Origin of the sequence: Novosphingobium taihuense (genome assembly GCF_007830315.1) — a bacterium.
In the GTDB taxonomy this organism is placed as follows: domain Bacteria; phylum Pseudomonadota; class Alphaproteobacteria; order Sphingomonadales; family Sphingomonadaceae; genus Novosphingobium; species Novosphingobium taihuense.
In genome coordinates, this window is the sequence record NZ_VLKJ01000012.1 from 43,295 (window position 1) to 65,861 (window position 22,567).

Below are 22,567 nucleotides of genomic sequence, written 5' to 3' on the forward strand. Positions count from 1 at the left end.
CGGTGCTCGTACAAAGTCGGGCGAGAACCTTCAAAGCTCTTCTGCGCAGGGACCCGCGGCGGCCTTGGCGATCGCTACCTGACGCCGACAGCGCGACCAAAACATTGGGCGATCTGTTGGCAGCGGGGTACCTCATGCGGCGGGGGCGGGGCATTCGTCACATTGCGACAAAGGACCGGGAACCTGTTGGTAAGCTGAGCGTAGTGACGCCATTGCAATTAGCCCCGCAGTTGAGGGCCATCGTTGTGCGCACGCGGTTCGCGACAGATTTTGAGGGGGCAACAATCACTAAATCTGTTTGCAGTTCTGAGCATGTCTCCAGAAATGCTGCCGCTGAAAGGACGTGTTGATGCGTACGGTCGACGCAATTTCCGCGCGCTTCTGGACTGTTGTCGGGCTAGTCGCAGGCTTGGCATTCTTTGCCGTAAGCAGCTACGTTTCCTATTCGAACATTCAGGCCGTGCGCACCGCCGACGCGTCAGTTCGCGATACGCATATGATGTTGGTGGCGCTCAACCGCTTGATGTCTGCGGTTCAGGATGCCGAAACAGGACAGCGCGGTTACGTACTGACCGGCAAGGAAAGCTACCTGCAGCCTTACCGTCAGGCCTTGAGCGACGTGCGCGACCGTCTGGAAGTAGTGCAGCGACTGACCGCCAACGACCCGGTTCAATCCGATAGCCTGGCGGAATTGCGCCCACACGTCGATGCGAAGCTGGCCGAGCTTATGCGAACCATCGAGTTGCGCCGCACGCAGGGATTCGCTCCTGCTGCTGCCGCTGTTTCGACTGACGTGGGTCAGCAAGAGATGCAAGCGATCCGCCGCCAGATCGAAATGATGAACGCAGAGGAAGTCCGACAAAGGTCGCTACGGCTCGAGGAGATGGCCGTCGCATCGCGCGGGGCCGTGACCAGTAGCGCGATTGCTGGGCTGATCGGCGCAGCCCTGACTGTCGCCATCTTCCTGCTCGTTCAGCGCAATGCAGCCATCAAGGAACGTCAGGAATGGTTGCGGGCAGGGCAGTTGGGGCTGGCCGAGGTAATTCGCGGCGAGAAGACCGTGGAGCAAATCTCGCAGGACGCACTGACGTTTCTTTCCGGTTATCTCGACTACCAGGCCGCCGCGCTTTTCAAGGGAGAAGGAGGTCATTTCCGTCGGGTAGCGACGCTTGGCGTGCCGGCTGACGGGGCAATGCCTGTCGGATTTGCCATGGGAGACGGGTTGCTGGGCCGCGTGGCCAAGTTGGGCGAGCCCATGATTGTCGAAGACCTGCCCGACGAATATCTCACCATAGGCTCTGCCTTCGGACGCGCACGACCACGGCATCTGGTGATCGCGCCTACGACGGCGGACGGTCTGGTCAACGGGGTGATCGAGCTGGGCTTCTTCGATGAGGTTCCGGAACGTGCGCTCGAACTGCTCACCGAAGTGGCGGACAGCCTGGGCATAGCGCTGCGATCTGCGCGATTCCGCACGCGGTTGCAGGATGCGCTGGAGGAGACGCAGCGGCAGAAGGCCGAGCTTCAGGCGCAGAGCGAGGAACTGCGCGTTTCGAACGAGGAGCTTGAAGAGCAGGGCCGCGCGCTCAAGGAATCGCAGGTGCGGCTTGAGCAGCAGCAGGTCGAGCTCGAGCAGACCAATAGCGAACTGGAAGAGCAGGCCCAGACGCTTGAAGTGCAGCGTGGCAAGCTCGAGCAGTCAGCCGCGTCGCTGGAGCGCAAGGCTCAGGAACTGGCGCAGGCGAGCCAGTACAAGTCCGACTTCCTGGCCAACATGAGCCACGAACTGCGCACGCCGCTCAATTCCCTGCTGATCCTGTCCAAGCTTCTGGGCGACAATCCTGACGGCAACCTCTCGCCGGATCAGGTCAAGTTTGCGCGGACGATTGAATCGTCGGGCAACGACTTGCTGACTCTGATCAACGATATTCTGGACCTGTCGAAGATCGAGGCCGGGCACGTCAAGATTCAGGCTGAGCCTTCGACTATCCAGCGACTGGTAGGCGATTTACGGCAGATCTTCGCGCCGGTGGCCGACCAGCGCGGCGTTGAGCTGGAACTGGTGATCCGGCCAGGCGCGCCGGACCAGATCGAGACGGATCGCCTGCGCCTTGAACAGGTTCTGCGCAACCTGCTGTCAAACGCTTTCAAGTTCACCGAACGCGGCTCTGTGCGACTGGAGATTTCCTCTGCCTCCGAAGGTCGGGTGGCATTTGCTGTGACCGATACGGGGATCGGCATTTCCCCCGAACAGCAGGAAGCGATCTTCGGGGCCTTCCAGCAGGCCGACAGCGCCATCAGCCGCAAGTACGGCGGGACCGGGCTTGGTTTGTCCATCTCGCGCGAACTGGCGCGGTTGCTCGGAGGAAAGATCGATCTGGTCAGCACCTTGGGCAAGGGCAGCACCTTCACGCTTACGCTGCCTGAGGTTTACGATCCCGTCACAGTGGCGCCTGCCGCGCCTGCCGCCTCCGCCGCACCACCGGTTCCGGATGCTGAACCTCTACGGTTGGAGGCTCCCCGTCTTGCTCTGCGGCGAAACCCGGTGGCGATTTCGGACGACCGCGACAAGCTCGACAGGACCCGGCGCTTGCTGCTGGTGGTCGAGGATGATGCGCCTTTCGCCCAGATCATCTGCGACCTGTCGCATGAGATGGATTTCCAGTGCGTCGTCGCAAACAGCGCAGAAGAGGCGATCCATCTGGCGAACAAGCATCGCCCGAGCGCGATCGTGCTGGATCTGGGCCTGCCCGATCAGTCCGGGCTGACCGTTCTCGATCGGCTCAAGCACGATGACCAGACGCGGCACATCCCGATCCATGTCGTCTCGGCAAGCGACCATGTGCAGACCGCGATGGCGCTTGGCGCGGTGGGATACCACATCAAGCCGATCCGGCGTGAAGATCTGGCCGAGGTTCTGGGCGGTCTTCAGGCGCAGTTGACAACACGCATGCGGCGGGTGCTGATAGTCGAGGATGACCCGGTCCAGCGCAACGCCGTGAGCCGCCTGTTATTGACCGGCGATGTCGAGACGGTGGGTGTGGGGACCGCCGCGGAATGCCTTGAAAAGCTGGACCAGCAGACGTTCGACTGCATGGTGCTTGACCTGACCCTGCCGGACAGGTCTGGCATGGATCTTCTCGAGACACTGAGCCGGAACGAAGAGAAGAGCTTTCCGCCGGTCATCGTCTACACCGGGCACGACTTGTCGCCGGAAGAGGAACAGCGGCTGCGCAAGTTCTCTAGCTCGATCATCATCAAGGGTGCCAAGTCTCCCGAGCGCTTGTTGGACGAAGTGACCCTGTTTCTGCATCAGGTGGTGTCGGAACTGCCTGCCGAGCAGCAGCGCATGCTGCAAAAGGCCAGATTCCGCGATGCCGCGCTGGAAGGGCGGCGGATTCTGATCGTGGAGGACGACGTGCGAAACGTCTACTCGCTGAGCAGCGTGCTCGAGCCGCGTGGTGCGAAGATTGCGATAGCGCGCAATGGACGCGAAGCGATCGATGCACTCGACGCAAGTGACGGCGAACCTGACAGCGCGATCGACCTGGTGCTGATGGATGTGATGATGCCGGTCATGGACGGGCTTTCAGCAGCGCGGGAAATCCGTGGCGATCCGCGCTGGAAGGACCTGCCGATCGTGATGCTGACGGCCAAGGCAATGCCGGACGACCAGGAAAAGTGCCTCGCCGCAGGAGCGAACGACTACATGGCCAAGCCGATCGATGTGGACAAGCTGCTCAGCCTGGTCCGCGTCTGGATGCCGCGGTGATGGCATGATGGCAGACGATGATATCGAGGATATCGAGATCCAGCTGTTTCTCGAGGCGCTGCATAGGCGTTATCACTACGACTTCCGCAACTACGCACAGGCCTCGATCAAGCGACGGCTGACCCAGGCCCGCACCCAGCTTGGCTATGCCAGTCTGTCGGCTATGCAGGAAGGCGTGCTCCATGACGAAAGCGTGTTGCCGCGTCTGCTGAACTACCTGACCGTGCAGGTCAGCGAGATGTTCCGCGATCCATCCTATTTCCGCGCCTTGCGGGAAAAGGTCCTGCCCCACCTTGCGACATATCCATCGCTCAAGGTGTGGGTTGCGGGGTGCAGCCGGGGCGAGGAGCTCTATTCGCTGGCAATCCTGTTCCGCGAGGAGGGCCTTTACGACCGCACGCTTTTCTATGCGACCGACATCAATCCCGATGCTCTCGACGCCGCCGAACGCGCGGTCTATCCGCTCGACGTAATCAAGACCTATACCGCGAACCATCAGAAGTCGGGCGCGCGGACTTCGCTTTCCGACTACTACAGCGCAGCGCATGGCGGCGCGATCATCGACAAGAGCCTGCGCGAGAGGGTCGTCTTCTCGGACCACAGCCTGGTCACGGATTCGTCGTTCGGCGAAATGCAGCTCATTTCGTGCCGCAACGTGCTGATTTACTTCGATCGCGAATTGCAGGACCGGGTCGTGGGACTGTTCCGCGATTCCCTTGCGCGCAAGGGCTTCCTTGGCCTTGGGTCCAAGGAAAGCCTGCGCTTCACTCGCCACGCCGCTTCGTTTGCGCCCTTCGTGTCGGCGGAGAAGATTTACCAGAGGGCTGAGGAATGAACCACGACACGGTTAGGGCAGTGGCAATCGGCGCCTCGGCCGGAGCGGTTCAGGCGCTGCTGCATATCCTGCCATCGCTCCCGGCTGCGCTACCGGTGCCGGTCATGATCGTTGTCCATGTTCCGGCGGATCGGGACAACACCCTGGTGCCGCTGCTGGATACGCGCTGTCAGCTTGCCGTCAAGGAAGCCGAGGACAAGGAACCTGCCATGCCGGGTACGGTGTACTTCGCGCCATCCGATTACCATCTCCTCGTTGAAAAGGATGGATCGCTTGCGCTTTCGGGAGACGAGCCGGTCAATTACAGCAGACCGGCAATAGATGTTCTCCTTGAGAGCGCGGCCGAAGCCTTTGGCAGTGGACTTGTCGGCATCGTGCTCACCGGAGCCAACCACGATGGCGCTGCAGGCTTGCGCGCGGTGGCAGCCGGTGGCGGCATCGCCATCGTGCAGGATCCGGCAAGCGCAATGTCGGCGACCATGCCCGCAGCTGCGCTGGCGCTGTGCCCTGATGCCCGTGTCGAAACGCTCGACGGCATTACAGCCTTCCTTTCCGGTCTGGTGCACGCATGATCGGTGCAGAACAAGGTGATGCGCAAGAGCCGATCCACTGCCTCCTCGTGGATGATCTTCCGGAAAACCTGCTCGCGCTAGAAGCCCTGCTGCGACGCGACGGGCTTGTCTGTCACAAGGCGGCAAGTGGCGAGGAAGCGCTCGAATTGCTGCTGGTACAGGACATGGCGCTGGCCCTGCTCGATGTGCAGATGCCGGGAATGGACGGTTTCCAGCTGGCTGAGTTCATGCGTGGCAGCGAGCGCACCCGGCATATCCCGATCGTTTTCCTGACAGCAGGCAGCGCCGATCACCAGCGCCGCTTTCGCGGCTATGAAGCCGGTGCTGTCGACTTCATACAAAAGCCGATCGAGGCTGACATCCTGCGTTCAAAGGCATCGGTGTTCTTCGATCTCCATGCCCAGCGTCAGCGCATTATCCGTCAACGCGACAGGCTGGATGTTTTGACTTCCGCGCTGCAAACGGCCGACCAGCACAAGAATCGCTTTCTCGCAATCCTCGGCCACGAATTGCGCAATCCGGTCGCCGCGTTGAACGCTGGGCTAAATCTGCTGGCGAGGCGCGAGGACCACGGACCGAACCAGATTGTCCGTGATCAGATGCAGCGGAGCCTCAACCACCTGACGCGGCTGGTGGAAGACCTGCTGAACATCGCCCGCATCAATGAGGGCAAGATTTCGCTGACGTCAAAGCCGTTCGTGCTGCAGGACGCGCTGCGTTACGTCATGGAGGCATGTCAGGTGACGCTCGACGCGGACGGTCACACGCTGGTTGCCGAGATTGAGTCTGAGCCGATCTGGCTTGAGGGCGACGAGGTGCGGATTGCTCAGGCGGTCATCAACCTTGTTACCAACGCTGCCAAGTACACGCCCGAACCAGGTACCATCCGCTTGGTGGCAAGCCGGGCCGATAACGTCGCGCACATAGAGATCAGCGATACGGGCATCGGCATCCCGCCTGAGGCTCAGGAGCACATCTTCGAGCTCTTCGCGCAAATCGATGGGACATCGCGCGCCGCTCGCGATGGCCTCGGAATAGGTCTGGCTCTTGTGCGGCAGCTTGTCGAGCTTCACTCAGGCGAAGTGACCCTGGTCCGAAGCGCGCCGGGTGAGGGAAGCACTTTTCGCATTCAACTCCCAATTGCGCTCACTCCGCCGCATGAAACTTAACGTGTCCGCTGCCTGACAGTGATGACCGGATGCGACCTGCGTCATAAATGTGAACCTTGATCAGGCCATCAGCCTGAGCGCCTGCCGGACGATTTCAGGTGCGAGTTCGTCTGGCATCGGTTCAAGCGGGTGCGCACGGAGCATGGCACGGTTGGTTTGCAGTGCAAATCCGAAGATTGCACTCCAGATGGTTGCGATGCGCAGACTGCGTTCGTGCTCGGACAAGTGCTGGGTTGCGCGGGCGACTTCCCGCCTTAGCATCTGGAAGCCGACATCCTGCGCTTCGGCCAGTTCAGGCGCGATCTGCGGGCGGACCAGTTCGCTTTCGTACATTAGCGTGAACATGTTCGGATTGGCTGCGGCAAAGCGGATGAAATGCAGCAGATTGCTGAAGAGCACTCCCTGCGGTGACTGTGCCACGGCTTTCTCTGTCTCGGCAAACAGCAGTCGATATCCTTCAAGCGCCACCGCGATGAGGAGCGCACGCCGATCCGGGAAGTGGTGATAAGGTGCCCCCGGCGATACGCCCACGTCCTCCGCCAGCTTGCGAATGGACAAGCCTTCGTGACCTTCACGCACGACAAAGTCGCACGCTGCATCGAGCAATTCACTGCGCAGGTCATTCCGGTGAGATGGCTTGCCCCGACGCTCTCGTGTTACCGTTGTCACCCTCATTCTTTCAGCTTTGCTTGGTTTGCGCTGGATGCGCAAGGGCGTGCATCCGCCTATTGCAATCGTATTGAACGGCGATTAATAAAGCCCGAAATAAGCGGTGATTAATCATTCATCGTAATGCAGGAGAGGAAAGCGTGAGCAGCTTCAGATACGGCGTTTCGCTGTATAGCTACACTGACGACTTCGGCACCGTGATGACGCTTGCTGACGCGTTCGATCACGTGGCCGACACGGGGTCCACGGGAATTGAGATTCTCGGCGAAACCAGCGTGCCGCTTTATCCTGAACCGCCGTCAGCATGGATCGACGATTGGTTCGCAAAACTTGAGCGCTACAAGCTCGAGCCCACGAACTTTGCCTGCTGGGTCGATACCCGCATCCAGATTGATCGCAACATGAGCGTTGAGGAAGGTGCTGCGCAGATCGCGCAGGACCTGTGTCTTGCGCACAAGCTTGGCTTCAGGTTCATCCGCCCCAAATTCGGCGTAATTGATCATGACCTAACGCCTGACCCGATTTGGGAAGGCTCGGTCGAACGCAATCTCGATCTTGCGAACCAGCTTGATCTGGTGATCCTGCCTGAAATTCACTCACCCACGCCGATCCGTCATCCGGTTACCGACGCCTATGTGAAGTTCATCGAGCGCACCGGCACCAAGAACTTCGGCCTGATGATCGACACCGGCATCTTCCAGGATCGCCCGATCGACCACTGGGGAGGGGGCATCACCGACGAGATCAAGAAGGGAGCGATGAGCTTTCTGAACGGCATCAACACGCCGGTCGAGCATCTCGAGGACGTGATCCAGTACGTACCGTTCATCCAGGCCAAGTTTCACTGCATCGACGAGAACCTCCACGATCACCAGATCCCGTGGGAGCGGATCGTGCCGATGCTCAAGAAGCTGGGATACACCGGTTACCTGTCGAGCGAGTACGAGGGCAAGCGCGATCCTTGGGTTGCGATCGAACAGGTCCGCCGCCAGCACGCCCTGATCCGCAAGCTTGAAGAAGAATATGACGCCGCCAACACGGAGACGGCCAATGCTTGAGCGCAGCCATATCCAGAGCACCGGATTTCGCAACGTCGGGCCAGAGGGTGCCCGCACCGGGTTCGAAGTGCGCATTCGCCAGGCCAATTACCGCTCCTCGCGGCTTAGTCTGATCGAGGGCGTGGACATCATGGTCGATGGCGTTCTTTATCCCGCGGAGGACAATCTGTTCCGTCTGGGCGACAAGGGATACACACGCGACGAATTGAATGAGGCCACGCAAACTCGGCTCTACGTGGGAGACTACTTTACGGTGGTTGTTCCGAAAGAGGGTGGCCTCGAGCGCGGCGTGCATCTGGTCGGCAGTGCGATCCACTACCGGCACCCCTATTTTCCGCCCGAGTTCCAACCCGCCATCGTCCGTAGCGAACGCCACGCGACGATCATCCTGCCCTGATTGGAGTTTGGTCGCGCCCTTGTGCGATCCGGCGACGCAATCCTTGGCAGGATTGCACGCCAGAACAGGCTCGGGGCAATGGTCATAGGCGATCTGCGAGAGTTACAGCGGCGAAAGGAAGATCATCCTGCTCGGCTTGTGCCAGGAGCTTCAATCCCTGCAGGCGAGCCGCACCTTCGCGCTGGTGCGATACGGCGAGATTGGCCAGCATTTCTCTCAGAGCCTCTGGCGTGACCTTGGGGCATGCCGCGATTGCAAGGGCCAGAGCAACCGCGCCTGGGACTTCGGACGGCAATAATGCGGATGGAACAGCAAACGGGATTGGCAGGGCAGGGGAGTCGAACATGAACGTGCTGCGCCGCGTTGCTTCTGCATCCTGCGCCGGTCCTTGCTGATTGCGCGATGATCCGGGATCACCGTCAGCCAGGTAACGCATCCGTCGCATGATGAGCCAGTGCGGGGACATCGGAAAGTACTGCATCAGGCCCGTCGTTTCGACGCTATAGTCTGCCAGCACGGGCATCGACAGATCGATGCTCGTCTCCGGGAGGTGACTGCCAATCTCGATCTCGATACGCGCAGCGGATGAAATCCGCCCTCTCGAGCGCAGGTCCAACACGGCGTCACCTGCGATTGTAAGGCCACTCACGTCGACGGTTGTCCGACCGATGGACAGCAGTCCAAGATCCGCGTGGAGATGCAAGTCTTCTGGCGGCATGAACGTGACAAGATCCGCGTGCAGTTGTTCCGGAGCTATCACGCAGATCGGACGCGGAATGTGGTTCAGGACAGTATCGTCCGGCAACACGGTCCTGCGTTCACAGACCATGTAACCTGACCATTCCTTGACGACGGCATCGGCAAGCAGGTCCATGCCTTCTTTGCTGACGGAATCGGTGAAGAAAGGCTGCACCGGCCCGCCGCCGAAGCGATGGCGTTCTTCTATCAGCACGATGCGCCTCTGCCCGGCCAGCCTCTGATTGGCCAGGCCGACAAGTGCAGCTGCCAAGCCGCCACCTACTACGATGAGTGTTTCCACAAACGTCCTTTGATCGACAGCAGAATTTCAGCATTAACTTTAGTTAAGTTACTGTTAAACGGAAGGAATATCATGGAACGTATCAAAGGATTATAAAAAATATTTAAATGTCCACGAAGATACCGGATTTTTTTAATAATATTTCACGTTACGTTACAAGTGGGAATTTATTTATTTACATTCCCGTAAGTCTAAATACTTAGTCCAAGTTCGGGGAGAGGTGGAGTCTTGTTTAGCAAGCCTTGGATCATTGCGTGGGGAAGAGTGGGGCTCTCTTCCGTCCCATTGTGCATGGTCCCGGCCTTCGCCCACGCTGCGAGCGCCCAACTGACGCTTGGTGGAACTGTATCTTCGGCCTGCACGATTGGCGGAACCTCTTCGACGCTCAGTCTTGGCGACGTCACTGGTGGCAAATCAGGCTCGGTTGGCTCTGTCACCGTCACCTGCAATCTCGCCGATACGGGCCCAACGATTTCTCTGTCGAGCGGCAACAGCGGGCTCAAGCGCGACGGAGGTACCGACCTTATCGGTTACACCATCAGTTGGCCGATCGCCGGAACTTCATCATTCAACAGCGTGAGCGCCGGCACCGGAAGTGTCTCTGCGCAATTGGCCGCTGTAGCGCCGGGAACGGCGCGGTCCGCCAATCTTACACTCGCGGTCAGTGCCGGAGCGACCAATGGCAAGGTGGCCGGGACGTACCGCGACGTGATCACGATCAGCATTTCCCCGTGAAGGGGTCAACCGAATTCAGGCCGCGCCTGGATACCGCGTCGCCCGGGCAACCCGGTCGGCACAACGAACAGAGGGAATGGAAATGAAGAAGATTCTGTCGCTTTCGATCCTGGCGCTTGTGGCTGCGGCCGCTCCGGCCCAGGCGGCTACCGATCAGCAAGTCACCGTCAATGTCGATGCATCGCTGGCGCAGCGCTGCTTTTTCGGCACTGCAGTTTCGAACCTGACGCTGAGCAACACGGCCCCGAACACCACGGGCACCATCAACTACGAATGCAACTTCATCGGCTCGCCGACCGTGACTGTCGCCAGCACGAATGGCGGACTGAAGCCTGACGCAACCGCCGCATTCAACGGTGCGACGACGGTCGACTACAAGATCGCTTTTGGCAACGGCGTCACCTCCGCCACCAGCGGTACTAACGCCAGCACCCTCTCTACGGCTGCGAGCGTTGTCGGAACGAATGCCGTGACGGCTTCGAACACTCAGACGGCAGCGACGCTGGCTTTGAACCTTCCCAGCAACCTGCTCTACGCCGGTGCCTATGCCGACGTTCTGACCTTCACGATCGCTCCGTGATCGAGCATGACGAGGCAACGCGTGGTGTCGCAAGGCATGGCACGTTGCCTCGTCGCGTCCAGATGAAGCGCGCTTCCTTCAATCTCCTGCCACTGGCCTTGGTCCTGGCCATGCTCACGGTCGGGACCCATCCTGCGTCAGCGCAAGCGGTGCCGCAGGAGGGACAGACCGCGCTCGTCATCCAGATCCGCGCCGACGCGCCGCGCGATTGCCGCGTTACGTCCGCTCAGGTCTCGACTCTGGACCCGCTTTCCCGTGGGTGGCAGCGTCTTTCGCTACCCGACATTGCCTGTAATTACTCGGGGCGTCCTGCCGTTCGCTTCTGGAGTCAGAACAGCGGCACGCTCGTTCCCGAGGGTGCGGTGGCCTTGGCTCTTCCGGCTGGGCTCGCCTACGAACTGCGTGTTGGCGGTACGGTTGTCGGCCGCCCTGGCTCGGCAGGCGATCCGCTCGTCTCCGTTCTGCCGCAATCGAGCCCACTGCAGCCCCGCTCGACCGAAGTGGCCATCCGTTTTCTTGGCCCCACTCCACCCCCCGGCACCTTTGCCGACACAATATTTATGGAGGTTACCCCATGACGATCGCCCGCGCGCTCGCCAGGTGCTCGCAAAAGGTTCGCCCTTTGCTTCGTAGCAGCCTTGCGGCGGCCATCTGTCTTGGGCTCTTAATCCCGGTGGCGGCAGTGCAGGCCTATCAGGTTTCACCGATGATCTACGACCTCAAGCCTGCCGGTGCAGGAGCGGCCACGATCATCCGCGTGCGCAACGACGGTGAAAAACCTCTGACCATCGAGCTCGAGGTGGAGAAGCGCTCGTTCGATGAAAATGCCGTAGAAAGCCGCACGCCTGCGGACGACGATTTCGTCGTCTTCCCGCTGCAGGCGGTGGTGCAGCCTGGCAAGGTCCAGGCCGTGCGCGTGCAATACGTCGGGAAGGCCGATCTCAAGCAATCGGAGACCTACCTCGTCACGGTAAAGCAGGTGCCGGTTGCGTTGCCGGACCAGAAGGAATCCGGTGTTCAGATGGTCTTCAATTTTTCGACCATGGCCAGCATCGTGCCTGAAGGTGCCAAGCCCGAAGTCGAACTGGTTTCTTCGGTGCGCGACGCCAAGGGGCTTGAGCTGCGGCTGCGTAACAGCGGTTCCCGCTACGCCAATCTCGTTTCTTCAAAAGTGATGATCGGCGGCAAGCCGCTATCTGACGAAGCCTGGCGAGGGGCGCTGCGTACTGTCTGGCTTTTCCCTGGCAAGGACCGGGTCATTCGCATTGCGGATGTGCCAGCCAGCGGCGAGATCGCGTTCGAATACGCAGATCCGACCGCTTGATAGCACACTGAAAGCTGGTCTGGACATCTGGTGATCACCACGTCTCCCTCCAAGAAATGTGACCTTCGCGCGCTCTTGCTTCTGAGCGCGGCGTCGGCTGCGTTTTTCGGGGCGACAGCGGCGCACGCCCAGCCAGAGGATGCCCTTTCTGCGCAATCGCCCGCTTCTCGGCTCACCATCCCGCTCATCTACGAGGGGGTGTATCGTGGCGATGTTCCTGTTGCGATAGAGGGCGACCGCGTCGCGGTCTGGACCAGTCAGTTCATCAGCCTCTTGGGGCCGCAGATATCGCCGGAGATGCGTGATCTGCTGATAAGTTCGGCAACGTCACCGGTCTCGATCGACATTGCCGTGCTCAATCGGCTAGGCATTGACGTGCGCTTTGACAGCGAAACGCTGGAACTGCACGTCTCTGTTCCGCTCGATGCGCAAGGCCGGATGGCACTATCCGCCGACGCAGGCCAAGGCTGGGACGAGCGTGACTTCCTGCCCTCGGCCGGTTTCTCCGCCAGTGCTACGCTGTTGCTTTCGCAGCGGCATGTCTGGCAGTCGCCCTCAGAGCCCGATGGGTTCAAGCCGGTTCAGGCCAGCGCCGACCTAGCCGCCAACATCGGCGGCGCGTCGGGTGTGTTCCTGTTCAGCCAGCACACCTATGATGGCGCCACCCGCAAGCTCCGGCGCGGCAACAGCCAGCTGGTCTTCGATCTGGCTGACAAGGCCGTGCGAACCACCATCGGCGATGTCGCCCCGCAGCCGGTAGGGTTTCAGACGGCACCGCTGATCGGCGGCATCAGCGTTCAGCGTGCCTGGAACGAACTGCAGCCGCTGCGCAACATCCGTCCTTCGGGCCAGACCAGCTTCGTGCTCGATCGCCCTTCGACCATCGATGTCGTGGTCAATGGAGCGGTGGTCCGCTCGCTTCAGTTGCAGCCGGGCAAGTATGATCTCAACGACCTGCCGTTCCTGAATGGGCTCAACCAGGTCGAGCTTTACGTGCAAGACGAACAGGGCCGCCGACTGCTGACCTCGTTCTCGCAGTTCTACACCGCCCAATTGCTTGCCAAGGGCCTTCTCGACTTCAACTTCACCGCGGGGTTGCTGGAAAACCTGTCGGGCCTTGGCGCACGGTACCGGTCGTCATCACCCGGCGTTAGCGGCTGGGTGCGCTACGGGCTGAGCAATCAGTTGACGCTGGGCGGCAACTTCCAGGTCGGCAAGGACATGGCGATGGGCGGTGTCGAAGGCGTCTTCGCCACCGGCCTCGGCTCCTTCTCGGGTCTCGCCAGCTTCAGCCGGGCCAAGGGCCGCACCGGTCGGGCCTTCCTCCTTGGTTACGAAAGCCAGTTCGGCGATCTCGGCCCATTCCATCAAGTGCGCCTCAATGTCGACTGGCGCGCTACCAGCCGCGATTTTGCGCAATTGGACCAGCTCTTCACCAACCCCGTGAAGTCGCTCTTACAGGCCCGCGCAACGGCAAATCTGGCGGGCGGTTTCAGCGGTGGGATAAGCTACATTCGTTCCGTCGGCCGAGGCAACGAACCAGACCGCCGACAGGCCTCGGTGCAACTGCGCAAATCCTGGGGCCGCTTCGACCTTACCGGCAGCTATGATCGCATAGACACCAGCAACGCAAAGCGCGACGATCGTCTGCTCGTCACCGCGACGATGCGGCTCGGGCGCTCTCAGGACCTGCGAACCAGCTTCGACAGCCGCGGTAACACGGCCCGCGTGGAATACGCCCGCTTCGCACGCGATGAAATAGGAACCATTGGCATCCGTGCGGGGGTGGAGCGCACCGATGGCAGCGCCAACGCGACAGGCCAGGCCATCTTCAACGGCCATGACGTTCGTCTGGGCCTGGACCACCGCATCTTCCACTCCAGTGGTCTTGGCGGTGGCACCAGTCAGGAAACGCAGTATACCGTTGCCACGCAGATCGCGACCGCAGGTGGCAAAGTGGCCTTTGGGCGGCCGGTTGGCCCGCGCTTTGCCATCGTCTCTCCGCATCCGACGCTGCGTGGCTCCAAGCTCAGCGTAAGCGACGGTGCCTTGCGCGATCACCCGCAGGCGCAAGCCAAGGCGGGACGTCCCGCTCTTGTCGGTCTTGGCTCACCCTACGTGCCCAGCCGGATCAAGGTCGATGTGGACCGTCTGCCTGCCGGGTACGACATCGGTCCGGGCGAGTACCAGATGAAGCCTGCGCCGGTTTCAGGCTTTGCGGTGACCGTCGGCTCGGATGCGTCGCGTGTGGTGATGGGCGTAGCGCTGGACTCCAACGGCCAGCCTCTGGCGCAGCTAGGCGGAACGCTGGTCTCGCTAGACCGGCCGAACGACGCCCCCATCCTTGTGTTCACAAATCGCAATGGCCGCTTCGTCGCCACCGGGCTCGCTCCGGGCCGTTACGAACTGCGCTTTGGCGACAATGGCGCCTGGCGCATTCCGGTTGTCGTGCCGAAGGACGGCGAAAACACGATTGCGCTTGGACAGTTGCAACTTCGTCCAGGAAAGGCTTCGCGATGATGGCAAGTGTCCGGCGGCTGTCGGGGCTTCTTGCGGCAGCCTTCGTTGCGCTGCTCGTGTCTGTGCCGGCCCATGCCGCCTGCAACGGCGCATTGACGGCGGGAACGCCACCCAGCGTCAGCTATGATCCGTTTTCCGGAGAGGCAACCGTCACCGCAACGGTAACCACAAACCGGACCGGATCCTGCGCGCCGGGCCTCAACATTACCGGATCGGGAACATCACCCAACCGGGTCGTGACGTCGTCGGGATCGACCCTCGCCTACACGATCAACAATCCGGGCGGTTCGATCTATCAGAACAGTTCAACGGCTTTTCTTGGCATCACTTCTGCCAACAATCAGTCGGTCCAACAGACACTGACCTTCAAGATAGCCGCATCGCAGGTCGTCAACGCAGGCACTTATACCGATACCATCACGATCCGGTTCGTCGATAACGGGACGCTCATGTCGGCGCAGAGTGGACAGGTGACAACCCTGACCATGCTGGTGACCGTTACCGTGCCGAGCAAGAGCCAGGTCAATATTGCCGGTAGTTCCGGAACCTTCGGCACATTTGCGATCACCACGCTCGACTTTGGCGAACTGGCGCAGAACGCCGTGCGCAACGCGTTCGTGCAGGTGCGATCGACTGCAGCCGTCAGTATAACCGTTACCAGCGTGAACTCGGGCAGCCTGAAGCGTATCGGCACGACCTTCCAGTCGACGGTCGCTTATTCTCTCTCGCTGAATAGCACTGCGCTCAACCTGTCTACCGGCCCAAAGTCGATCAACGTCAACCCAGCCCGCACGATTGACGGCACGAACCTGCCGCTGGCCATCACTTTGACCGGGGCCACGACGGGTTTGCCCGCCGGAACCTATCAGGATGTGCTCACCGTCGACGTCGTGCCCTGATCACTAAGCAGTTTTCCGCAGCCTCTGACTAAGCTGTCGAGCAGGTCTTCCGCGTAGACAAGCCTTCGTCTTACGAAGGAGTGTGCGTCGTGCGCCTGATCCCGCTTCTGCTGCTAGGCGTGACATGCGCGCCGTCGGTTGCGTACGCTGATACTATCGCGATTGTCGTGAGGGTAGAGGTGCCGGTCGTCTGCAAGCTGGTTGCTGACGGCCGCTTCAACTGTAACCGCAAAGGGATGCCCCCTGCTTCCGAGCTTATCGTCAAGCCGGAACTGCAGGCAGGGCAGGGCGTCATCGTCAGGTCGATCGCTCCTTAGGCTGACATCGCATGATAACGTAGGCGCCTGCCGGGCGCAGGCCGAAAACTTCTTCATTTGTTGATCCGCGCCCTTGCCTGGGGAATAAAGCCCCGTGGGGAACGTTAGGTGCGGCTGTGTCTGGATCGGCACAGGCGAATGGAGGGGCGCACACATGAGAAATGCACTGGTCGCAAGCTCGATACTGGCGGCGGCGACAATGTCTGCGAATGTTGCCGCTGCGCAGGAAGCGCCGCCTGCGAACGCGGCGGAAGATCCGGGCGTGTGGCGTGCAAGCGTCGGCGTGAACTACTCTGAAGGCGACTATGGCGACACGCAATCGACCAAGGTCGTCTCTGCACCGGTTGCGCTCAAGTATCGCAAAGGCGGCTTCTCGATCCGTGTCTCGGTGCCGTGGGTCCACATCGACGGTCCGGGAAGCATTCTCGACACGCCGCAGGGGCGCGATGCCGGATTCGGCGATCTTGGCACCACGGGCGATGATGGCGGGAGCAGTGGCGGGAGTGACGACTCTTCAAGTTCAGGATCGGGAAGTTCAGGTTCGAACTCCGGTTCGGACAGTTCTGGCTCGGGTGGCTCAGGCTCCGGCGGTTCCGGATCTTCTGGCGGCGATGACGACAGTGGCAGCGGCGGAGTGATCGTGCCGCCGTCGCCCGGTACTGCGCTGTCCAACAGCCGTGGCGGACTGGGCGATGTCTCGGTGGCACTAGGCTACTCGCTCGAGCTTGGCCGGTCGACCTGGTTCGATCTCGGCACGCGGCTCAAGCTGCCAACGGCATCGCGGAGCAAACGGCTCGGCACAGGCAAGGCTGACGTGACCGTGAGCGGTGATCTGGTGCAGGACATTGGCCGGTTCAGCCTCTTTGCCGGAGCGCGCTACCGTTTCCTCGGCAAGCCGGCCGGATCGACCTTGCGCGATACATGGGGCGCGGGCGGCGGCGTGAGCTATCGTCTGCCCGGTGGCACGATAGTGGGCGCAGACTATGACTGGCAGGAATCGGCAACGCCTGGTCGCATTGCCAGCAGCGAGGCGACCGGCTGGGTCAACTTCGGCCTCACGCGCAAGCTGCGCCTGCAGGTGTTCGGTTCGACCGGATTCAACGCTCGCAGCACTGATTTTGCAGGCGGTCTCTCTTTGAGCTGGCGCCTGAACTGATGCGACCGAAAAGAATTTTGGCAGGGAAGGAATAAGCTCGAACAGCCGTCGTTGTCGCCCCGATTGGATGGAAAGGGGTGACCAACGATGCTGCAGGACCTGCGAACGCTCAAAAGCTTGCTGGGCACAGATGGCGAGCGATCCGCCGACATCTTGCGTAAGGGGCGATTGCTGCGCGAAGACCGGCGTGAGGCGGCCAAGCGGGCTTTCACCACGCGCCGGGTCGATCTGGAACTGGCGACGCGGTTACGCTCCGATCTGCGGCCGCGCGCCGGAGATCTCGTTCTCGCCCGCGTGATCCAGCTCGGCCAGCACCAGAAGCTTGAATCGCCGCACGGTCGCCGCGCCCAGCTTTATGAAGGCGACGAAATCATCGTCTCCTATGGCGAGCGCTACGCACCAGACCAGTTCGAGGCCATTGTGCCCGAGGACCTTTCAGCCTGCGATCTGGTTGCCGGAGGAGGCGTTGCGGGCACGGTAATCAGCCGCCACGCGAAGATTCGCGCCGCGACCCGCATCGAACCTGTCGGCCTGCTCGCCGATGACGCTGGCAAGGTGCTCAATCTCGCGCGGTTCGGGCTTCCACGTCTGACCGCCAAGGCGGCGCTGCCTCCGGTGGTGGCGGTTGTCGGGACCTCCATGAATGCCGGGAAGACCACTGCTGCAGCAGGACTGATCCACGGACTGTCGCGTGCAGGTCTTACGGTTGCCGCGACCAAGGTGACCGGTACCGGCTCCGGCGGTGATCTGTGGACCATGCTTGATGCAGGTGCCCGCTCGGTGCTCGATTTTACCGACCATGGCCACGCCTCTACTGCGGGGCTCGGTCACGACCGGATCGAAAGCGTGGCGCTGTCACTCATTGCGCACAGCGCGGCCGAAAAGCCGGACGTGGTCGTGGTGGAAGTGGCGGATGGACTTCTCCAGCGCGAGACCGGCGCCCTGCTGCGATCGCCACGCTTGCGAGATGTTCTCCATGGCGTGCTGTTTGCCGCAGGCGATGCCATGGGGGCTGTAGCTGGACACCAGTGGCTGCTCGACGCGGGGCACAGGGTGCTCGGTGTTTCCGGTCTGCTCAGCGCGTCGCCGCTGGCGCAGCGCGAGGCCGAAGCGGCGCTGGGGCGGCAGGTTCTTTCGCTCGCCGATCTGCGCGATGCGGTCACTGCGCCGAAGATCTGCTTTGCTGGCGGAGAGGTCTCGTGCGTCGCCTGACCGCGCGCATTCCCGCGATGCGAATGGCGCTGCCCGTTGCGGTTGCTGCGGCACAAGCAGGCGCGACGCTTGTCGGCGCGGCGCTCGTGCATCGCGCCGGGCAAGGGCCTGTCGAGCCTGGAACGATCAGTCTTGCGGTGGCAGCGCTTGTCTTGACGTTCGCGCTGGAAGTGTTGCGGCGGCGACTATGCGAGGCCATTGGCTGGCAGGAGGTTGCGCAAGTTCGCGCAAGACTGTTCCGACGAGTTCTGCGGGCTGATCGCGCCGACGTTGCCCGCCAGCGCCACGGCGCAATGCTGCAAGTCTTCGTCGGCGATCTTTCGGCCCGGCGGCAGTGGTGGAGCGATGGCCTGCCGCGCGCGGTGACCGCGCCGGTGCTGCTCTTTGCCCTGTTGGCTTGGGCGGCGTGGCAATCGCCCGCAATGGCAGGCTGGATCGGCGCGATGCTGGCAATGGGCATTGCCAGTGGAGCAGCACTGCTGCGCCCGCTCACCCGAACCGTTCGCGAAGTGCGGCGCGTGCGCGGACGCCTTTCTGCCTTTGCTTCAGACCGGATTGCCCATGCGGCATCCCAAGCCCCCGCTGCGAACGAGCGTGCCGAAATGCGGCGGCTCAAACGGCGCAGCGATGCGCTCAATCGTGCGGCCTTGCGCCGCGCCTGGTTCACCGGATCGCTTCGCGGGCTGCCCCACCTCGTGACCAGCCTGATCCTGCTGATCGTGCTGTTGAATGGTGGGCATGTTTCAGGGACCATTGTCGTGATCGGCACGGCAGGCCTCGCACTGTCGGACCTCGCCCGGGCGGCAGAACTGTGGATTCCGGCGCGCATTTCCGCTCGTCGTATCCACCGCCTGATGCGCCTGCCCAATGATCGCAGAGCAGCCACCCCAATCGCCGCGAGTGCCGTCCTGGTCGATTTCGCCACGGCTGCCCGAAGCGCCGAGCCTGAGAGCAGGGCCAAGAAACCATGACTGCGCTTCCCCTCACACCCCTGATGGCGATGCCAATGTCCTTACCGCAATTCCTCACAGTTCCCGGTGGCACCGGACGTACCTACTATGCCGTCGCCCCCGAGACCCTGCGACGGGACGCTGTGCCACTGGTCGTTGTCCACGGCATATCGCGCAATGCGGCAGAACTTGCCCTGCGCTTCGGCGAACTGGCTCAGTTAGCTGGCGTGCCCGTCATCGCGCCGCTTTTCGAGCGCCGCACATTTGGCATGTACCAGCAGGTACTGGACCCTGCCGGTGCAACGCCATGCGACGAGGCCCTGTCCGACATTCTGGCCGATGCGTCGAGCCGGTTCGGCTTCGACGCCTCACGGATTGATCTCTTCGGCTTTTCGGGCGGGGCCCAGTTCGCCCACCGCTATGCCATGCTGCACCCGCAGCGCGTGCGAACCTGCGTTGCTGCAGCTGCAGGGTGGTACACGATGCCGGATCGCCACACCCCATGGCCGCTCGGGCTCGCTGACGCGCCAATTGCGATCGAGCGATCGTCGCTGCGGCGGGTCCGTTTCGAGGTCATTGTCGGCGCGCTTGACCGTCAACAGGACAAGGCGCTGCGCCGCTCTTCAGAAATCGACGCGGTGCAGGGTGTCCACCGCTTGCAGCGTGCCCGTCGCTGGCACCGAGCCATGCGCAAGGCCGGTGTGCCCGGCAGCCTGACCGTCATCCCCGGCCTCAGCCACGCTTTCGGCGATGCCGTACACCTCGGCATCGTGCCGCTCGTCTTTCAACTGCTCGGCACGAGCCGGGCCATTCATGAGGAACCCGCAACATGAGGATTACCGCACGGGCGCTCGCGCCTGCCGTTGCCCTGCTGGCGCTGCCTGCCCATGCGCAGGAGGTGAAAGCCGACGAGAAGGGGCTGACGCTGGAAGCAGGGCCACTGGAACTCAACCTCGGCGGGCGGCTCCATCTTGATGCCAGCGTGTTCGACGAACCCGATGTGCCGCGCACCGGTACCACCAGCGGCGACGTGCGCCGCGCCCGCATCGAACTTTCAGGGCGGGTAGCCAATGTGCTGCGCTTTCGCGTCGATCGCGAGTTTGCAGGGGCCAAGGGCTGGCGCAACGTCTGGGCCTCGATCGAGCCGGTCAAGAACCTGGAGATCAAGGGTGGCAACATGATCGTGCCGTTCTCGCTCGAAGACCTGCAAAGCTCGAACGTCACTCCTTTTGCCGAACGGTCGATGGCATCGGCGCTCACCGGGGGTTTTGGTCTGGGCGGTGCGGTGTCGACCGGCGGCAAGCACTGGAGCGCGAGCCTCGGCTATTTTACCGATGCGCTGGCAAATGAAGAAGGCCGCACCACCGAACGCGGCAAGGGCGTGGTCGGACGAGTCACCATAGCGCCCATACGCACGCGCAACACCGTGCTGCACTTTGGCATCGGCGGTGAACAGCGCACCTTTTCGGCCACCGAGCGCGTGCGCTTTACCGCCGATCCGGGCTCGGTCTTTGCGCCCAATGTGATGTCGAGCGGCACGCTCGGCTCGCTCGATAAGCTGACGGCATGGAATGGCGAGGTGGCCGTCTCGTTCGGGCCGGTGCTGGTGCAGGGGCAGGCGATCGCACTGAAGCTGCATCGCACTCTGCTCGCCGATCGCAGCTTCAACGGCCAGACCGTCTCGGTCGGCTGGATCGTCACCGGCCAGCGCCATGACTACAGCGCTTCATCGGGCGTGTTCGGCGGGCCAGACCGGCGCAAGGGCGCAGGCGCGTTCGAGGTTGCCGCGCGCTACAGTCGCCTTGATCTCGTCGACGGCACGTTTGATCGCGGCATCGGCCGCGCGCTCAGCGCCAGCGCGATCTGGACGATCAACGCCAATCTGCGCGTACTGGCAACCTACACCGACAACAGGGTCCATTTCCCCAGTGGTGGACTGCCGGTGATCAACCGTGTCGGCGTGCTGAGAGCGCAGATCAGTTTCTGAAGCGGGCCCTTTCGGGTTGGCTTCCGCCAGGTCCTGACTTTGGGGCGGTCACTTGCTGGAGTGGCCGCCCCATTCTTTTGCGATAAGCGCCTGTTCGGCTGTGGCATCAAGCGGATCGGCAAGCTTGAGGCGAGCTTGTGCTGCATCCAGCGCAGCATCATCCGCGCCAGATGCCACGGCAAATTCTGCATTGTCGGCAGGCGCAGAGCCTTTGCCTTTGGCTTCGATGATCCACGCGCCCTTGTCATCGCGGCAGGCCATGGCGACGTCCTTGCCGTCACCGAATGCGCGGCACCAGCGCCCGTCTGCTGCCTGTGCGGTGAGCATCGGCGTGATCTTGCGCCCGTCGGGCAGGTCGGCTTGCGCCAGCGAAGGCGTGCGGTCCAGTGCCTGCGACAGCGGATCACGGGCGTCCCCGCCCGATCGGGGCGCGACCAGCAGCACGGCGACAAGGCTTGCCGCAAGCGCGCCGCCAAGCGGAAGGGCGTGGCGCTGCCACCAGGGGGAATTGTCGTTCGCGGCTATGGGCGCAGGCGGCTCGACCAGCCCCAGCCGCTCGAGCATGGCCGGATCGATCGGCGCTTCAGCCACCGGCGCAAAGGCGGCGGTCATCAGGCTGTCATTGCCTTGCCACTCCTGCGCAAGCGCGGCGAGATCGGGATCGGAGCCAAGCTCGGCTTCGAAAGCCGTCAGTTCCGCTCCGGTCAATTCGCCATCAAGCCATGCGGCCAGTCGTTCCTCGCGCGAGAGCGTCATCGTGCGGCATCCTTGTTGCTTTCGCGGGTTTCGCCAAGAGCTTCGGCAATACGGCCCCGTGCCCGGGCAAGGCGGCTCATCACTGTGCCGATGGGCAGGTCCAGCACCTCGGCCGTATCGCGATAGCTGCGCCCCTCGATCACCACGAGCACGAAGACAACGCGCTGATCGTCGGGCAAGGCCTGCAGGGCGCGCTGGGCCGCTGCCAGTTGCGAGCGGCCTTCGACCAGTTCGCGCCCGTCGCTACCGGCAAGGCTATGCAGCGCATCGACGTCCACAGCTGTTCCGCGCCGCTTTGCCGCGCGCGCGCCATCGATGTGCAGGTTCTGGGCAATCCGGAACATCCAGCTGTCCAGCCGGGTCCCGGGCTCGAACTGGCCGGAGCGCGACAGCGCCCGTTCAACCGTGGCCTGCATCAGATCGTCTCCATCGACGGAATTGCCCGCCATCGCCTGGCAGAATCGGCGCAGGCGCGGGAGCGCGGCGACGATTGCCGCCCGCATCCCTCCTGCACCAAGCCCTGCCTGTTCCATCCATGCCCCCATAACGACCAGCGTTGTCAGGTATTCCAAGTCGCCCCCACACGCGCTACAAAAAAGTGCCGGACGAAAAAGTGCCGA

General features: G+C 62.1%; 22 protein-coding genes. 18 read left to right on the forward strand and 4 right to left on the reverse strand.

From position 1 onward, the window contains the following. The first annotated feature begins 349 nt into the window (after positions 1-349). From IQ25_RS18115 to IQ25_RS18130, 4 genes are read left to right on the forward strand one after another with little or no spacing between them, the layout of a single operon-like run. The gene (locus IQ25_RS18115; RefSeq protein ID WP_144907684.1) at positions 350-3,772 is read left to right on the forward strand and encodes a response regulator; all 3,423 of its coding nucleotides are present in this window, start codon (positions 350-352) and stop codon (positions 3,770-3,772) included. A gap of 7 nt (positions 3,773-3,779) precedes the next feature. After that, positions 3,780-4,607: a CheR family methyltransferase gene (locus IQ25_RS18120; RefSeq protein WP_144907685.1), complete on the forward strand. Its 828-nt coding sequence runs from the start codon at positions 3,780-3,782 to the stop codon at positions 4,605-4,607. Continuing rightward, positions 4,604-5,179 carry a chemotaxis protein CheB gene (locus IQ25_RS18125; protein ID WP_144907686.1) on the forward strand — a complete coding sequence of 192 codons (576 nt, stop codon included), beginning with the start codon at positions 4,604-4,606 and terminating at the stop codon, positions 5,177-5,179. The genes IQ25_RS18120 and IQ25_RS18125 overlap by 4 nt, the downstream gene beginning before the upstream one ends. Next, positions 5,176-6,348, forward strand: a complete 1,173-nt coding sequence (locus IQ25_RS18130; RefSeq protein ID WP_144907687.1) for a hybrid sensor histidine kinase/response regulator — start codon at positions 5,176-5,178, stop codon at positions 6,346-6,348. Before IQ25_RS18125 ends, IQ25_RS18130 begins: the two co-directional genes overlap by 4 nt. A gap of 60 nt (positions 6,349-6,408) precedes the next feature. On the opposite strand, the gene IQ25_RS18135 is transcribed toward IQ25_RS18130, so the two are convergent. Beyond that, positions 6,409-7,023 (reverse strand): TetR/AcrR family transcriptional regulator, encoded by a 615-nt coding sequence (locus IQ25_RS18135; protein ID WP_144907688.1) that lies wholly within the window; start codon positions 7,021-7,023, stop codon positions 6,409-6,411. Between the two features lie 134 nt (positions 7,024-7,157). On the opposite strand from IQ25_RS18135, the gene IQ25_RS18140 reads away from it, so the two are divergent. Beyond that, positions 7,158-8,075, forward strand: coding sequence for a sugar phosphate isomerase/epimerase family protein (locus IQ25_RS18140; RefSeq protein WP_144907689.1), 918 nt, complete (start codon positions 7,158-7,160; stop codon positions 8,073-8,075). Next, positions 8,068-8,472, forward strand: a complete 405-nt coding sequence (locus IQ25_RS18145; protein ID WP_144907690.1) for a C-glycoside deglycosidase beta subunit domain-containing protein — start codon at positions 8,068-8,070, stop codon at positions 8,470-8,472. The genes IQ25_RS18140 and IQ25_RS18145 overlap by 8 nt, the downstream gene beginning before the upstream one ends. Before the next feature lie 82 nt (positions 8,473-8,554). On the opposite strand, the gene IQ25_RS18150 is transcribed toward IQ25_RS18145, so the two are convergent. Further along, on the reverse strand, positions 8,555-9,481 hold the full coding sequence (locus IQ25_RS18150) for a hypothetical protein (RefSeq protein WP_144907691.1): 927 nt from the start codon (positions 9,479-9,481) through the stop codon (positions 8,555-8,557). Positions 9,482-9,739: 258 nt separating this feature from the next. Here IQ25_RS18150 and IQ25_RS18155 point away from each other — a divergent pair, with 258 nt between their 5' ends. From IQ25_RS18155 to IQ25_RS18210, 12 genes are all read left to right on the forward strand, one after another. Beyond that, positions 9,740-10,246: a spore coat protein U domain-containing protein gene (locus IQ25_RS18155; protein WP_158637788.1), complete on the forward strand. Its 507-nt coding sequence runs from the start codon at positions 9,740-9,742 to the stop codon at positions 10,244-10,246. Between the two features lie 82 nt (positions 10,247-10,328). Continuing rightward, entirely contained in the window at positions 10,329-10,826 is a 498-nt protein-coding gene (locus IQ25_RS18160; RefSeq protein WP_144907693.1) for a hypothetical protein, read from the forward strand. After that, positions 10,823-11,404 (forward strand): hypothetical protein, encoded by a 582-nt coding sequence (locus tag IQ25_RS18165; RefSeq protein ID WP_158637789.1) that lies wholly within the window; start codon positions 10,823-10,825, stop codon positions 11,402-11,404. The genes IQ25_RS18160 and IQ25_RS18165 overlap by 4 nt, the downstream gene beginning before the upstream one ends. Then, entirely contained in the window at positions 11,401-12,150 is a 750-nt protein-coding gene (locus IQ25_RS18170; RefSeq protein WP_144907695.1) for a fimbrial biogenesis chaperone, read from the forward strand. Before IQ25_RS18165 ends, IQ25_RS18170 begins: the two co-directional genes overlap by 4 nt. Positions 12,151-12,447: 297 nt before the next feature. After that, positions 12,448-14,670: a fimbria/pilus outer membrane usher protein gene (locus IQ25_RS18175; RefSeq protein ID WP_144907696.1), complete on the forward strand. Its 2,223-nt coding sequence runs from the start codon at positions 12,448-12,450 to the stop codon at positions 14,668-14,670. After that, entirely contained in the window at positions 14,670-15,569 is a 900-nt protein-coding gene (locus tag IQ25_RS18180) for a spore coat protein U domain-containing protein (RefSeq protein ID WP_158637790.1), read from the forward strand. The genes IQ25_RS18175 and IQ25_RS18180 overlap by 1 nt, the downstream gene beginning before the upstream one ends. An 89-nt stretch (positions 15,570-15,658) precedes the next feature. Then, positions 15,659-15,886 (forward strand): hypothetical protein, encoded by a 228-nt coding sequence (locus IQ25_RS21080; protein ID WP_158637791.1) that lies wholly within the window; start codon positions 15,659-15,661, stop codon positions 15,884-15,886. Positions 15,887-16,040: 154 nt separating this feature from the next. Beyond that, positions 16,041-17,042, forward strand: coding sequence for a hypothetical protein (locus tag IQ25_RS21085; protein WP_158637792.1), 1,002 nt, complete (start codon positions 16,041-16,043; stop codon positions 17,040-17,042). An 87-nt stretch (positions 17,043-17,129) separates the two neighbouring features. Further along, the gene (locus IQ25_RS18195; protein WP_144907699.1) at positions 17,130-18,254 is read left to right on the forward strand and encodes a P-loop NTPase family protein; all 1,125 of its coding nucleotides are present in this window, start codon (positions 17,130-17,132) and stop codon (positions 18,252-18,254) included. Next, positions 18,242-19,225 carry an ABC transporter transmembrane domain-containing protein gene (locus IQ25_RS18200; protein WP_144907700.1) on the forward strand — a complete coding sequence of 328 codons (984 nt, stop codon included), beginning with the start codon at positions 18,242-18,244 and terminating at the stop codon, positions 19,223-19,225. Before IQ25_RS18195 ends, IQ25_RS18200 begins: the two co-directional genes overlap by 13 nt. Next, positions 19,222-20,037 carry a hypothetical protein gene (locus IQ25_RS18205; protein ID WP_144907701.1) on the forward strand — a complete coding sequence of 272 codons (816 nt, stop codon included), beginning with the start codon at positions 19,222-19,224 and terminating at the stop codon, positions 20,035-20,037. Before IQ25_RS18200 ends, IQ25_RS18205 begins: the two co-directional genes overlap by 4 nt. Then, on the forward strand, positions 20,034-21,191 hold the full coding sequence (locus tag IQ25_RS18210; RefSeq protein ID WP_144907702.1) for an OprO/OprP family phosphate-selective porin: 1,158 nt from the start codon (positions 20,034-20,036) through the stop codon (positions 21,189-21,191). Before IQ25_RS18205 ends, IQ25_RS18210 begins: the two co-directional genes overlap by 4 nt. A 48-nt stretch (positions 21,192-21,239) precedes the next feature. Here IQ25_RS18210 and IQ25_RS18215 read toward each other — a convergent pair whose 3' ends face one another. After that, positions 21,240-21,947, reverse strand: coding sequence for an anti-sigma factor family protein (locus tag IQ25_RS18215; protein ID WP_144907703.1), 708 nt, complete (start codon positions 21,945-21,947; stop codon positions 21,240-21,242). After that, positions 21,944-22,519 carry an RNA polymerase sigma factor gene (locus IQ25_RS18220; RefSeq protein ID WP_246415534.1) on the reverse strand — a complete coding sequence of 192 codons (576 nt, stop codon included), beginning with the start codon at positions 22,517-22,519 and terminating at the stop codon, positions 21,944-21,946. Before IQ25_RS18220 ends, IQ25_RS18215 begins: the two co-directional genes overlap by 4 nt. Positions 22,520-22,567: the final 48 nt, after the last annotated feature.

What these genes read in the sequence shown, in the direction of transcription:
- IQ25_RS18135 (WP_144907688.1), bottom strand. Translation starts at nt 7,023, where the DNA reads ATGAGGGTGACAACGGTAACACGAGAGCGTCGGGGCAAGCCATCTCAC.
- IQ25_RS18120 (WP_144907685.1), top strand. Translation starts at nt 3,780, where the DNA reads ATGGCAGACGATGATATCGAGGATATCGAGATCCAGCTGTTTCTCGAG.
- IQ25_RS18115 (WP_144907684.1), top strand. Translation starts at nt 350, where the DNA reads ATGCGTACGGTCGACGCAATTTCCGCGCGCTTCTGGACTGTTGTCGGG.
- IQ25_RS18205 (WP_144907701.1), top strand. Translation starts at nt 19,222, where the DNA reads ATGACTGCGCTTCCCCTCACACCCCTGATGGCGATGCCAATGTCCTTA.
- IQ25_RS18215 (WP_144907703.1), bottom strand. Translation starts at nt 21,947, where the DNA reads ATGACGCTCTCGCGCGAGGAACGACTGGCCGCATGGCTTGATGGCGAA.
- IQ25_RS18195 (WP_144907699.1), top strand. Translation starts at nt 17,130, where the DNA reads ATGCTGCAGGACCTGCGAACGCTCAAAAGCTTGCTGGGCACAGATGGC.
- IQ25_RS18130 (WP_144907687.1), top strand. Translation starts at nt 5,176, where the DNA reads ATGATCGGTGCAGAACAAGGTGATGCGCAAGAGCCGATCCACTGCCTC.
- IQ25_RS18180 (WP_158637790.1), top strand. Translation starts at nt 14,670, where the DNA reads ATGGCAAGTGTCCGGCGGCTGTCGGGGCTTCTTGCGGCAGCCTTCGTT.
- IQ25_RS18160 (WP_144907693.1), top strand. Translation starts at nt 10,329, where the DNA reads ATGAAGAAGATTCTGTCGCTTTCGATCCTGGCGCTTGTGGCTGCGGCC.
- IQ25_RS18210 (WP_144907702.1), top strand. Translation starts at nt 20,034, where the DNA reads ATGAGGATTACCGCACGGGCGCTCGCGCCTGCCGTTGCCCTGCTGGCG.
- IQ25_RS18170 (WP_144907695.1), top strand. Translation starts at nt 11,401, where the DNA reads ATGACGATCGCCCGCGCGCTCGCCAGGTGCTCGCAAAAGGTTCGCCCT.
- IQ25_RS18125 (WP_144907686.1), top strand. Translation starts at nt 4,604, where the DNA reads ATGAACCACGACACGGTTAGGGCAGTGGCAATCGGCGCCTCGGCCGGA.
- IQ25_RS18145 (WP_144907690.1), top strand. Translation starts at nt 8,068, where the DNA reads ATGCTTGAGCGCAGCCATATCCAGAGCACCGGATTTCGCAACGTCGGG.
- IQ25_RS21085 (WP_158637792.1), top strand. Translation starts at nt 16,041, where the DNA reads ATGAGAAATGCACTGGTCGCAAGCTCGATACTGGCGGCGGCGACAATG.
- IQ25_RS18175 (WP_144907696.1), top strand. Translation starts at nt 12,448, where the DNA reads ATGCGTGATCTGCTGATAAGTTCGGCAACGTCACCGGTCTCGATCGAC.